This is a genomic window from Streptococcus oralis, from assembly GCF_001579025.1.
Taxonomy (GTDB): domain Bacteria; phylum Bacillota; class Bacilli; order Lactobacillales; family Streptococcaceae; genus Streptococcus; species Streptococcus oralis_X.
In genome coordinates this window covers 57660-70646 of the sequence record NZ_KQ970235.1, presented here as the reverse complement: position 1 = coordinate 70646, position 12987 = coordinate 57660, and the positions used below count along the sequence as shown (strand labels likewise).

The 12987-nt window shown below is 41.9% G+C and carries 13 protein-coding genes and 1 tRNA gene; 1 reads left to right on the top strand and 13 read right to left on the bottom strand.

Annotation, left to right across the window (positions count from 1 at the left end):
* Window positions 1-116: 116 nt before the first annotated feature.
* Both SORDD27_RS00360 and SORDD27_RS00355 read right to left on the bottom strand, forming a co-directional pair.
* Entirely contained in the window at window positions 117-1613 is a 1497-nt protein-coding gene (locus SORDD27_RS00360; protein ID WP_033629310.1) for an ABC transporter permease, read from the bottom strand.
* A gap of 66 nt (window positions 1614-1679) precedes the next feature.
* The gene (locus tag SORDD27_RS00355; RefSeq protein WP_061426658.1) at window positions 1680-3659 is read right to left on the bottom strand and encodes a peptide ABC transporter substrate-binding protein; all 1980 of its coding nucleotides are present in this window, start codon (window positions 3657-3659) and stop codon (window positions 1680-1682) included.
* Between the two features lie 298 nt (window positions 3660-3957).
* Between SORDD27_RS00355 and SORDD27_RS00350 the strand changes: the two genes are divergently transcribed.
* Window positions 3958-4028: transfer RNA gene (locus tag SORDD27_RS00350), tRNA-Cys, on the top strand.
* Window positions 4029-4161: 133 nt separating this feature from the next.
* Here the strand turns inward: SORDD27_RS00350 and SORDD27_RS00345 are convergent.
* The 11 genes from SORDD27_RS00345 to SORDD27_RS00300 form a co-directional block, all read right to left on the bottom strand.
* Entirely contained in the window at window positions 4162-5493 is a 1332-nt protein-coding gene (locus SORDD27_RS00345; protein ID WP_061426656.1) for a hemolysin family protein, read from the bottom strand.
* A 135-nt stretch (window positions 5494-5628) separates the two neighbouring features.
* The gene (locus SORDD27_RS00340; RefSeq protein WP_061426654.1) at window positions 5629-6453 is read right to left on the bottom strand and encodes a DNA/RNA non-specific endonuclease; all 825 of its coding nucleotides are present in this window, start codon (window positions 6451-6453) and stop codon (window positions 5629-5631) included.
* A gap of 40 nt (window positions 6454-6493) precedes the next feature.
* Window positions 6494-6688: a DNA-directed RNA polymerase subunit beta gene (locus tag SORDD27_RS00335; RefSeq protein WP_000739701.1), complete on the bottom strand. Its 195-nt coding sequence runs from the start codon at window positions 6686-6688 to the stop codon at window positions 6494-6496.
* The gene (gene murA / locus SORDD27_RS00330; protein ID WP_061426652.1) at window positions 6675-7958 is read right to left on the bottom strand and encodes a UDP-N-acetylglucosamine 1-carboxyvinyltransferase; all 1284 of its coding nucleotides are present in this window, start codon (window positions 7956-7958) and stop codon (window positions 6675-6677) included. Before murA ends, SORDD27_RS00335 begins: the two co-directional genes overlap by 14 nt.
* A 23-nt stretch (window positions 7959-7981) precedes the next feature.
* Complete coding sequence (locus SORDD27_RS09535; protein WP_002892633.1) at window positions 7982-8212, bottom strand: DUF1146 family protein; 231 nt, start codon at window positions 8210-8212, stop codon at window positions 7982-7984.
* A 55-nt stretch (window positions 8213-8267) separates the two neighbouring features.
* Entirely contained in the window at window positions 8268-9305 is a 1038-nt protein-coding gene (locus tag SORDD27_RS00325) for a SepM family pheromone-processing serine protease (protein ID WP_061426650.1), read from the bottom strand.
* A complete protein-coding gene (gene coaD, locus SORDD27_RS00320; protein WP_061426649.1) occupies window positions 9289-9777 on the bottom strand; it encodes a pantetheine-phosphate adenylyltransferase in 489 nt (162 codons plus the stop codon). Before coaD ends, SORDD27_RS00325 begins: the two co-directional genes overlap by 17 nt.
* Window positions 9767-10306: a 16S rRNA (guanine(966)-N(2))-methyltransferase RsmD gene (rsmD, locus tag SORDD27_RS00315; RefSeq protein WP_061426647.1), complete on the bottom strand. Its 540-nt coding sequence runs from the start codon at window positions 10304-10306 to the stop codon at window positions 9767-9769. The genes coaD and rsmD overlap by 11 nt, the downstream gene beginning before the upstream one ends.
* Before the next feature lie 64 nt (window positions 10307-10370).
* A complete protein-coding gene (asnA, locus tag SORDD27_RS00310; protein WP_000747998.1) occupies window positions 10371-11363 on the bottom strand; it encodes an aspartate--ammonia ligase in 993 nt (330 codons plus the stop codon).
* Between the two features lie 109 nt (window positions 11364-11472).
* Entirely contained in the window at window positions 11473-12156 is a 684-nt protein-coding gene (locus tag SORDD27_RS00305; RefSeq protein ID WP_001076870.1) for a Bax inhibitor-1/YccA family protein, read from the bottom strand.
* A 57-nt stretch (window positions 12157-12213) separates the two neighbouring features.
* The gene (locus tag SORDD27_RS00300; protein WP_061426645.1) at window positions 12214-12915 is read right to left on the bottom strand and encodes a TrmH family RNA methyltransferase; all 702 of its coding nucleotides are present in this window, start codon (window positions 12913-12915) and stop codon (window positions 12214-12216) included.
* Window positions 12916-12987 lie beyond the last annotated feature (72 nt).

Genomic DNA, 12987 nt, shown 5'->3' with positions numbered 1-12987 from the left:
CTTTAGAAATTGTCTAAATACAGAACCCCAGTATGAATAGGCAGGGGCGTCAATTGTTTCAGAGGCAAAATCGTCACGTTTTACGAACTGAAATTTTTCTTTTCCGATTGTTGACATTATTTGCCTCCTTTCTCTGTCAATTTAATACGTGGATCAAGCATGGTCATCCAGATATCTCCTACAAAGAGTGAGAAGATAGAAATACATGTGAAGATGAAGACGAGACCAACTACCATTGAGTTGTTGGATGCCTTAACAGAGTCGATCAACATTTTACCCATACCTGGGAAGGCGAATACTGTTTCTGTCAATGTTGCACCACCAATAACTCCGATTACAGCACCAGGAATACCTGAAACCAAAGGAACCATGGCATTTTTAAAGATGTGTTTATTTGAAATTTCTTTTTCAGACAAACCTTTGGCGCGAGCAAAACGTACGAAGTCTTGAGATTGCAAGTCGATCATGTAACGACGAATCCAGATAGCTGTACTTGGTGCTCCCAACAAACCTAGAATGACTGCCGGCAAGACATAAGAACGCCAATCTCCAGCCCCCAAGATAGGGAATGAGTCTGGCAGACCGATAGATGATCCAATCAAGCGCACAATATATACCAAGGCAATCGTTGGAAGGGCAAGCAAGAAGGTCAGAGCACCTGTCGAGAAGCTGTCAATCCAAGTATTCTTGTGGCGAGCCATAGCAGATCCAAGTGGAATAGCAATAGCATACGAGATAATCAAACCAATCAAACCAGCAACAGCTGAACTTGCAATCATAGATGGATATTGGTAATTGCTTTCTGTAGCCGTGTAAGGATCGTCCTTACCATAGTTTGCCACCTCACGTGCGTCTGCTTGACTTGGTGATTTGTAGGTACGAGAGTAGATATCTACAGATGAAGTCTTTTTACCTGTAGGGAATTGAACTTCTGATGTCTTAGTTTGTCCCTGACCTTGGGTGATAACTTGAAGCACTGGTGTGTTTGCATAAGTTGGGTAAGAATCACCTAAGTTAACGTTCACAAAGTTTTGGTGTACAAATGGGAATTGGTTGTTGAAATACAAAAGATACTTATGTTTTGTACCTGAACCAACCAATGACCAACCGATAGCAGGGTCATTTTCAAAACGAAGATAGCGTTGCAAGTTTGGATTTTCAGGGTCTTGAATCTTGTTTGTATGATCAATATCAATCAAGTTGGCATAGAATTTGAAAACACGTTCAAAAATCGGAATTTCACGCGTAGCATAGAATTGACCACTTTCTGAGAATACACCTAGCGTCCAACCATTTCCTAGTTGGTTGATGTATTTTTCGTAGATTGCCTTGTTGGCATCGTTGGCATCTACTGTTACAGATGAGTCCATTGTGCTAGCTTTTTCTTGCAACTCCTTGGTATCGTAGTACTCGATATAGCCCATCCGCTCATAAACGGTATTTTCATAATTGTCTCGTTTATCTGGCGTCGTTGCAATCTTGTTATAGTTGGTATCCTGCTTGAAAATCAATTTTCGAGGAACCATCGTATAAATAATTGTGTATGTCAATGTTGTCACCAAGAAAATAGACAACAATGAACGCAATACACGCATAAAAATATATTTCTTCATATCGTTTCCTTTTAAAATCCCAAAAGAACCTTCTCCTCATGGAGAGAAAGTTCTCTTGAGAGTTATTTATTTAACGTGATTTGTCAATTCTTTTTGAACTTTTTCGTTTGATTCTTTTTTCTCTTTGAGCCATTTCTCACGAGCTTGTTCGTACTCAGCTTTCGTTACAACCTTATCCTGCAACTGAATGTACTTGAAGTAAAGATCTGAACTCTTGTCTCCAGATTGGCTATAAGAAGCTGTGAATGGTACTACACGAGAAATGAATGGTGCTGCGCCGCTACCAGACATGGCAGGGATGAAGAGAGAGCTATCTGTCAACCAAGCCTGAGCTGCAGCGTATTTCTCATAACGAACATTCAAATCGCTGGTTTCTTTAGCGGCTTCATCAACTAACTTATCGTATTCTTTCAAACCAACTTGACTAACTGCTGGGTTCGCTGGATCGTCAAATCCCATGTAGGTTTTGGTTTGCGACTTGTTTGTTGATTTGAGGATATCAAGGTAAGTTGATGGATCTTCATAGTCTGGGTTCCATCCAACTGCACCTGATAGATCCCAATCTTCTGCTGCTGCATTTGGTGCATGGTATGTGATATTCAATGCCTCATCTTTAGAAATTTGATGAATATCAATGACTACGTTTTCTTCTCCAAGCACTTTTTCAACTGTCTGTTTGAAGGATTGGATACGAGCAATATACCCTTTGTTTGTTTGATCTACTGGAATATCCAAATGGATTGGGAATTTCACCCCTTCAGCTTCTAATGCAGTTTTAGCTTTGGCAAATTCTGCTTTGGCCTTATCTGCGTTGAAAAGTCCATCTTGACCATCAGCAAAGTTTACGTTTTTCCACTCATCACCATAAGCTGCCATCTTCTCAGTTACCAAGTCACCGAAGGTCTTGTCACCCGCAGCGACAAAATCTGGTTTTACAAAGAGATTACGAACAGCAAGAGGAGCACCTTCCTTACCATTAATTTGCGCTGAATAAGCTGTACGATCAACGGCAAAGTTCAAGGCCTGACGGAAGTCTTTGTTAAGAAGGGACTTCTTAGTTGACGTTTTTTCTTCGTCAGTTGTTTTAGCGGTGTATTTGTAACTTTGACGGTCAATATTGACACCCAAACCAGTAATTCCTGGTCCAGCTGGTGTGTAGTAGATATTGTCTTTGTAGGTCTCCGCTACTTTAGAGTAGTTTGAACTTGTGGGGAAGAGACGAGCATAGCTATAAGCTCCACTTGTAAAGTTCCGTTCAAGAGACTCTTGATCCGATCCGTCATAGAAAGCAAGGGTTACTTTATCAAGATGAACATTTTCCTTGTCCCAATATTGTTCATTCTTCGCAAATTCGATAGAAGACTTGGCAGTCAAACCTTTCAGCAAGAACGGACCATTGTAAAGTAATGATGTAGGATCCGTTGGTTTAGCAAAATCATCCCCTTTTGATTTTTCAAATTCTTCGTTTAATGGCCAGAAGATTGAGTAAGCCATCTTAGAGTTCCAGTATGGTTCTGGTTGGTTCAATGTATACTCAAGAGTATAATCATCAACTGCCTTAACACCTACTGTAGAAAAGTCTTTTGAATTTCCTGCCAAATAGTCAGACAAACCTTTAACAGAATTTTCTGCTAGGTAAAGTGCTTCTGACTTTTTATCTGCTGCGTGTTTTAAACCATTTACAAAGTCTTTAGCTGTCACTTCAGCATATTCTTCCCCCTCAGAGGTAAACCATTTGACACCTTTACGGATTTTGTAGGTATAGGTCAAACCGTCTTTTGAAACTGACCAGTCTTCTGCAACTGCAGGAGTCAAATTCCCATATTTGTCATTTGTAAAGAGACCATCAATACCATTTGAAGTGGCTAATTTAGTACTTTGTTTCCCCGAAGCAAGGTAATCCAATGTTTCAGGATCTGATGAATAAACATATCCATAATTTTTTGGCGCTGTTGAATCAGATGATTTTGAAGAACCGCAAGCAGCTAGTACTCCTGCTGCTAATAAAGCAACACCTGCTGCAACAAATACTCTACTTTTTTTCATATTTTCAACTCCTCTTGAAAAATTTAGGCTTATTGGAAATTATAACATATATTTTTTAAAAAGTAAACGAATTTTCAGAATATTTAGGCGCATTTCCTCAAAAAACTTCTATTTGTCAAAATTCTTGCATTCTTTGTTTGTTTCTGCAAGAAATACTTTCTAGTCTGATCTTCTTTAGAACGGGATTTTTACAAGCTTTTTCTCACTTCTTCAATCACCATCTGTTTTCCTAAATTGGATTTTAGAATAAGAAACTATTGACGGGAAATGATTTTCAAGGTATAATAATAAACGTTGAGGCGGTATAGCCAAGTGGTAAGGCACGGCTCTGCAAAAGCTTGATCGTCGGTTCAAATCCGTCTACCGCCTTTCAGTACCTGAATTAACAGGAATTAACCAAATGAAAAGCTCGTAAAACCGGGCTTTTTTATTATTCCTAATAAGTGGGGATAACTGAACCTATCATCTAGATTTACAAAAAGCAGTGACTCAAGTCACTGCTTTATTCTGTTTCTTCTTCGGGTTCTAGTTCTGTGATTTGAACTTTTACCTTGGTAACACGTCCATTTTTCACCTTATCATTGGTCAGGACGATTTGTTTGTTTTGACTAACCAGTTCATAACTGATTTTTTCAGTTGTTGGAATCGTACCAACACCCGTCAAATAATAACCGGCGATGGTATCCACATCATCACTTTCTAGTTCGACACCAAAGTAGTCATTGAAGTCGTTAAGATTCATGGTTCCCTGTGCAATATAGGTGTCCTCACCGATTTGATGGACTTCGATTTCTGCCCTATCCGTCTCGTCATCGATCTCACCGACAATCTCTTCTAAAAGATCTTCTAGAGTTACCAAACCAGCCATACCCCCGTATTCATCTAGTAAGATGGCCATTTGATTTTGGGTATTTCGAAGCTCTTTAAGGAGGTCGTCCACAAAGATGGTCTCAGGCACAAATAGTGGTGTTTGGAGGATTCGTTTCCAGACAATATTTTCAAAGCCATCTGCATAGGCAGCGTTTAGCAAACGCTTGGTATGAATCAAACCAATCACATTGTCCTTATCCCCGTCGTAAACAGGGATACGTGAGAAATTTTGCTTTAGAATACTTTGGATAATCGTTTGACTATCATCCTGAATATCTACCATAAAGGCATCTGTACGAGGCACCATTAGCTCACGAGCCATTAGTTCATCTAGTGAAAAGATTCCCTGTAGCATTTCAATCTCATCTGCATCCAGTGTTTCTTCACTATTGGTGAGCATGTACTCTATTTCATCACGTGTCATCTTTTCATCAGCATCATCAAAGGTCATTGGCGTCACACGGCTCAATAGATTAGTTGAAACCGACAGAAGCCAAACAAAGGGGCTGACAATTTTCCCCAAGCCAATAATGACTGGTGCGGTTCGGATGGCCAAGGTATCTTTCAGATTTAGAGCGATTCTCTTGGGATAGAGTTCCCCAAAAACAATAGAAATATAGGTCAAAAACGCTAAAGATAGAAAACTTGCAATAGCGTAAGCTGTTTCACTATCTCCTATCCAAGATGCGATTTCGCGTCCTAGAGTGTCTGCTAAACTAGCCCCTGACAAGATGGTAATTAACGTGATACCAACTTGAATTGTTGATAAAAAGTGGTTAGGATTTTCAAGTACCTTTAACAAACGAATGTAACGTTTGTCTCCCTCTTCTGCCTTTTGTTCCACTCGGGAACGGTTTAGTGACACCATCGCCATTTCAGTGGCTGAGAAAAAAGCATTTAACAAGGTCAAGATAAATAACAATACAAACTGTAGCAACAAATTCTGACTGCTCGGGTCTTCCATAGTCCTTCTCCTAAAATAGTATCTTGTGTTCCATTATATCATAAAATCCATCAGGATTCACATTATTTTTCATTTAAACAACAACTCCCCTGCCTCTAGAAGACAAAGGAGCTGTTTTTATTATATCTATTGTTTCTAATCTGTCACTGTTACTTGACCCGTTTGGTAATCAAGCTGGATTCCCTTTTGAACATTGGGGATTAGGACATTGAATTCCAATTCGCCATCTGAAGACTTGGCTTCGATTTGTGAAGCGGATGGAACTAGGTCCTCATTTGTCGCATAGTGGAGCGTCACCCGATAACGGACTCTCTTATTTTGGTCCAAGGCTTTTCTGACCAAACTCTCATAGTAGTTCTGACCTGTCGAATCTTCAGCCTGTGCTTGGTTTGCCCAAGCTGTCTGGACTGCAATGTTCTTGGGATTGCTGGTAGAGGCATCAAAACCATCCAAACCACCTATCAAGGCATAACCCAGCAGGTGTCCTCTATCAACTGCATGTGTATAGACTCCCTTTAGATTCTTGACCTGATGCCATCCTGGTGGCGTCCAGGATGTTGAGCCGTTGCCTGTTTCTTCACGATTTTTATACTGCCGAGTCGCTTTGGATAAGATGGCATTGGCAACAGTTGGAACTGTTTCTTTTCCCACTGTCTTTGTTTTATTATCCGCATAGGGTTTGCTTGAAACCTTGGCATCTAGATTGGTTTTATTGCCATTGACAACAAAGGCCCCTGCTCCATTCCACTCGAGATTACCCTTGATTTGGTTTTTGATTGACTCGGTTAAGACACTTTCTGCCAACTCCTGACTGGGTGCTTCTGAAGCTTGTTTTTTCTGATTAACCTGGGTTCTAGGGCTATTTGGTGCTGACTGCATCTGCTTGATGTAGTAGCTTCCAGCAGCCAAGAGTAAGAATAGAAGTAATCCTATCAGAGCTTGTCTTGTTTTTTTGTCCATTTTTCTCCTTATTTCTTTAGAAAAAGACTGGTCTCCCAGTCTAATTTCCTGTAAATTTGCTAATCAATTCCTGCCACTTTGCTGGAGACAAGATTGCCCATGGATCCTGTCCCTTTCCTAGGATGCCATAACCAACCATCAAGCCGATTCCTAATGCCAGGAAGCCTAGCAATAGTACGATAAAAATCAACAGTAAACGACGGAGTACATAGCGTAAGTTTTTATTCTTCTTCATCATTTGCCTCGATTCGCTGAATCTTCGCTCCTAGCTGAGCCAATTTCTCATGGAAACGGTAGTAACCTCTATCAAGGTGGACTAACTTACCGACAACTGTTTCTCCTTGCGCCACCAGACCTGTCAAAATCAAAGCAGCACTAGCGCGAAGATCCGTTGATAGAACTTCTGCCCCCTGTAAAGCCTGTCCCCCAACAATACGAACCGTGTCACGGATAATCTCTGAATGCAAGCCCATACGGCGCATTTCCTCCAAGTGTTGGAAGCGATTCTCAAACACCGTTTCCACCATGGTGGATTCCCCTTTTGCGACTGTCATCAGGGCTGTAAATTGTACCTGCATATCTGTTGGAAATCCTGGGTGCGGTAAGGTTTTTACATGAACAGCCTTTAGATTTTCCAGTTGAGAACGAACACGGATGCCTTCTGATTCCTCTGTCACTTCAACGCCCATTTCAAGGAGTTTTGAAATTAAGGGGCGATTGTGTTCCCAGACGGCATCACGAACGAGGACATCTCCACCAGTCATAGCTGCCGCTACCATAAAGGTTCCGGCTTCGATACGGTCCTGTACCACATTATGAGTTGTTCCATGGAGTTCCTCAACACCAGTCACTGTGATGGTTTCGGTACCAGCTCCCTTGACCTTGGCTCCCATTTCATTAAGAAGGATAGCGAGGTCAACAATTTCTGGCTCACGCGCAGCATTTTCAATGACAGTCACTCCATCCGCTAGAGTCGCTGCCATCATCAGGTTTTGTGTTGCGCCAACACTAGGAAAGTCCATGTAGATATGAGTGCCATGCAGGCGTTCTGCCTTGGCTTCGATGTAACCAGCTGTCTGGGTAATCTTTGCCCCCATAGCTTCCAAACCTTTGAGGTGGAGGTCAATGGGACGACTTCCGATGGTACAGCCCCCTGGCATGGATACCTTGGCATGACCTACACGAGCAAGGATTGGTCCCAAGACAACAATCGATGCACGCATCTTACTGACATACTTGTATGGAGCTTCCTCCGTGATATCACCAGTTGCATCGACCTCGACAACATGAGCTTCCTCATCAAAGTCCACCTTGGCATTCAGACCTCGAACCACTTGATTCATGGTGAAAACATCTGACAAGATTGGGACGTTCTGCAAGACTGTCTTACCCTTGCTTGCTAGAATAGTCGCTGCCAACAAGGGCAAGACTGCATTCTTTGCTCCCTCGATCGTCACACTCCCGACCAGACGATTATCTCCGCCTTGAACCACAATTTTTTCCATAGTTGTTTCCTTTACTTTTGATTTTATAATAGTCCTCTAAGTGCTTCTTGCCACAGTTGGTACAAACTGATAAAGAATGAACTCAAGATGTAGCCCATCACAATACTAAAGAAGCCTACCAACAAACGAACTTTTTTTGTATTAGTAGCGGTCACTTTTAAAACCTTTTCCCATCTCACAAGATCCTTCAAAAGGTAAAAACTCAAATAAATAAAGAGTATATGACTACTTAGAGTGAATAATAATTGAACCATTTGACTATTATACCATCTTATCCGCTTGCGCGCTAGTTTTCGATTTTTCTACGAATTAGGGATTGTTTTTAAGGTAATCAATCGCATCCTGCAAGGTTTTAACCGGAACGATTTTCATCTCTGTTTTGATCGTTTTAGCAGCTTCTAGGGCTGTTTCATAGTTGCTTTTCGCATTGGGATCTGCTTTTTTTGCTTCCTCGGTGACTGGATTGTCAGGAGCAAAAAAGATGTTGGCTCCCTGACGAGAGGCTGCAACTACTTTTTTGTCAATTCCACCGATATCGCCAACATTTCCATCGCGATCAATGGTTCCCGTTCCCGCAACGATGCGGCCATTACGAAGTCCTGGATCTGCTATCTGGGTGTAGATAGCGAGACTAAACATGAGACCAGCACTTGGCCCGCCGATACCAGCTGTTGAAAAGCGAATTGGAACGTCACTGGTCACTTCCGTACGGTCAATCAAACCAATCCCAATACCGTTTTTCCCGTTTTCGAGAGTGATAATTTTACCTTCTGCAGACTTGACTTTTCCGTCTTCTTCATAGGTTACCTTGACCGTATCCCCTAATTGTTGAGAATTAACATAGTCGACCAAGTCTTTTGAACTGTCAAACGTTTTGTCATTAACAGCCGTCACGGTATCCGCAATGTTCAGAATGCCCTTAAAAGTTGAATTGTCCGTCACGGTCAAGACATAGACTCCCAGATACTTGAGTTCGATATCCTTACCAGCCGTCTTCAAACCTTGATATTTGGCCATATTTTGAGAAGTTTGCATGTAGAACTGATTGATCCGCATAAACTCTGCATCCGTAGAGCCACCCGTAGTCTCCTTGGCACTTCTAATATCCGTGAAAGGTGTTAACCAAGCATATACAAGATGCGACAGGGTTGCGTGTCGAATACCGACTGTTACAAACTGGTAAGCTCCTGCTTCTGTGTCTTCTGTGTCATTGACTTTCAAAACGCGACGAATATCTTCCGCTCCACCCGGAACTTCTATGTAGTAAGGTAAAGGTACTACAAAGGCTAAAAAAGTCAATACTAGTGCTAGGATGACATATAAGGGCCATCTAGTTTTTTTCTTCATGTTCTAATTCCTCCACAACACTGTTTGGGACATATTGCTGAATCTCCTGACCAAACTTCAGAAGTTCTCTCACGGCCGAAGAGCTGATATAAAGATGCTCTGGGCGGCTATATAGGTAAATGGTTTCGATTTCTGGAGCCAGTTGATGATTGTAGTAATCAAAACTAGACTCGTATTGCAAGTCGGTGGTATTCCGCAAGCCACGGACAAGGGTTTTGGCTCCCAGTCTCCTTGCAACTTCGACTACCAATTCATCATGAGAAGCCAGCACCTTTACATTACCTAAATGTGCTACGGCTTTTTCAACTGCTCGTTTGCGATTTTCAACGGGGAGAAAGCCTTGTTTGTGGGGATTGTAGAACACCCCGACATAAAGCTTATCAAAGAGTTTGCTGGCGCGTTCAATGATATCCAGATGTCCATTTGTCATCGGATCAAATGATCCTGTAAATAATCCAATTTTATCTGACATAAACTGTCACCTTACTAATCCCATATATTTTTTCCTTCCAGATGCCTAAGCAGGCGATTTCTTCTGGAAGTTCTACAGACTTATCGGTTTCGCAGACAACCATGACCTCTTCGGAGAAAAGGTTTCTTTCTGCCATTTTTTCGATATCTGCAACGATTTGTTCCTTGGCATAGGGAGGGTCTAAAAAGACCAGATCAAATGTCCCTCCGACTTGCTCTAGAGCACGATCAGCTTCCATTTTTACGAGCTGAAATTTGGAAACTTCCTTGGTCATTTGGATGTTTTCAGCGATGATAGCTTGCGCCTTTCGATCCCGTTCCACTAAGACAGCATGGGACATCCCACGCGAGACTGCCTCAATGGATAAACCACCACTGCCAGCATAGAGATCCAAGACACGACCGCCCTCAAAATAGGGACCTATCATGTTAAAGATAGCTCCACGCACCTTATCCGATGTCGGCCTCGTCGTCTTGCCTTCTAGCGTCTTGAGGGGACGCCCTCCGTAGATTCCTGATACGATTTTCATACCGTTTATTATACCAAATTATAGGCAAAAAGAGAAAGAAAACCGAACCTTGCGGTTCGATTCTCTACAAAATATTTTCGTACGTATCGCGAACTTCTTGAGGCCAGACACTGGTCTGAACCTCTCCGATGTGTTTCTTACGAAGAAGGAACATGGCCATACGAGACTGTCCGATACCTCCACCGATTGTCAGTGGGAAAAGGCCGTTAAGCAAGGCTTTATGCCATTCCAGCTCAAGACGATCTTCGTCTCCTGTAAGAGCCACTTGGCGACGAAGAGTATCCTCATCTACCCGAATCCCCATTGATGAAAGTTCAAAGGCACAACCAAGAGATTCGTTCCAAACGAGAATATCGCCATTTAACCCTTTGTAGCCATTTTCAGACTCTGTTGTCCAGTCATCGTAGTCAGGTGCACGGCCATCATGAGGCTTGCCATCAGGCAACTCGCCACCAATACCAATCAAGAAGACTGCACCAAACTCTTTACAGATCGCATTTTCACGCTCTTTCGGTGTTAGATCTGGATAGCGTTCCACCAACTCTTCTGTATGGATAAAGGTGATTTGTTTTGGCAAGATAGATTCGATATCGTAGCGAGCTTCTACGGCTAGCTCTGTTAGACGAATAGCCTTGTAAATCTTCTCAACAGTTTCTTTGAGATAGGCGATATTGCGTTGACCATTTGGGATAACCTTCTCCCAGTCCCACTGGTCCACATAAACTGAGTGGGTCGCATCAAGCGAATCTTCGTCTGGACGAAGGGCCTTCATGTGAACAAATAGACCCTCACCTTCACCGAAACCAAAACGAGCCAAGGTGTGGCGTTTCCATTTGGCAAGTGAGTGAACGACTTCATAGGTTTCATCTGGAATCTGCAAAACCTTGACAGATACTGGATTTTCGACACCTGATAGGTTGTCCTGCATCCCATCCCCGACCTTGCTCAAGATAGGACCTTGAACCTCAACAACTTCTAACTTATCTTTCAAATACTGGGTAAAAGTGTTCTTCACAAAGGAAATTTCTTCTTGTTGATGAATAAAACTTTTCTTCATAAACAGCTCCTCAAAAATTAGTTAAAAGCATTATACACCTATTTCCAAGAAAAGAAAAGAGTAAATAAGAAAAAGTCAGTGCTCTTTTGAACACTGACTCTGTCATTCATTAATCGTTTCGACCAAAGATTCGTAAGATGCTAAGGAAGAGGTTGATAAAGTCTAGATAGATGCTGAGCGCCATTGAGATGACCCATCCTGTCGCTACTTGCCCTCGTGACTGCTCATAAACATAGCGAATCTTTTGGTTGTCCCAAGCAATCAAACCTGAGAAAACCAAGACCATGGCAATACTAATCATGTAGTCAAAGAAACTATTGGCTAAAAATAGATTTACAACCATGGCAATGATGAGACCAACAAGCGCCGCCATCAAAGCTCGGCCCATTCCACTCAAATCCTTCTTAGTGAAAATTCCGATTGCCGCCATGACAAAGAAGAGTAGGGCACTGGATACAAAGGCTGACAAAACTGTTCCCGGCGTATAGAAAGCTACGACAAAGCTAAGGGTAAAACCATTTAAAACAGAATAAACTAAAAATACTGGGAGAGCTGCTGGGCTATTTTTTGCAGCCATGCTACTTGCAACAAAGACTAGAGCAAGTTCTGCAAAAGTTGCAATCATCAACCAGAGACGGCCATGCATTAAAAAGTAGACCAATTGGGACTGAAAGACTGTCAACATCAAAGCTGACACGAGAGCTGATAGACCAATCCCAAGTCCCACAAAAGCATAAACCTTAGCGTAAAATTGATTGAGACCTGAACGTTCTTGAATAATTGTTTGATTCATAATATTTCTCCTTTTCTATAGAAATTTCTACCTTGATTATAACAAATAATCTAAAAATTAACTTAAATAAAACATTAAAATCCCTGCTGCAACTGCCACGTTGAGACTCTCTGCCCGACCTTTCATGCCAATATGAACCAGCTGATCAGCACTCTCAGCCATGACAGAACTAATCCCCTGTCCTTCATTTCCCATGACTAAAACAAAGTTCTCTAGTGAAGAAAGCTCACGATAATCCTTTGACTCTCTCGATAAGGTCGTTGCCAGAATAGGCAAATCGCTCTTCTTTGCCTCTTCTACAAAGCTGGCAAGAGGCATACGATAGATAGGCAAATGGAAATGACTTCCTTGCATGGAACGCAAGGTCTTGAGACTGTATATATCCGCTGACTTGTCTGAAACAATGACCCCTGTAAAACCTGCCGCATCCGCCGTCCGAATCATGGTACCCACATTGCCAGGATCTTGGACATCTTCTAAAAATAGAAACTTACCCTGATGGAGATCAGGCAGTCCCACTTCTTCTTTTTGAATCACTGCAACAATCCCTTGAGGAGTTTGCGTATCTGCCAAATCTAGCAAAATCTCCTCTGAAACCCAGATAGTTTGAGGAAAAGCAGCTAGCTGATCTCGGTAACTTTCTAGGGCAAAGACCTTTTCAATCGTCACCCCTGCTTGAACAGCTTCTTCAAACAAGTGCCATCCTTCAATCAAATAAGCAGACTTTCGATATTTTTTTTGATGTAATTTCTTGGTCATTTTTTACCTTACCAGAATTAGGCGTTTTGTAGGTTAGTAATAGTCATAGAATATTATATCACAATCAAAGGG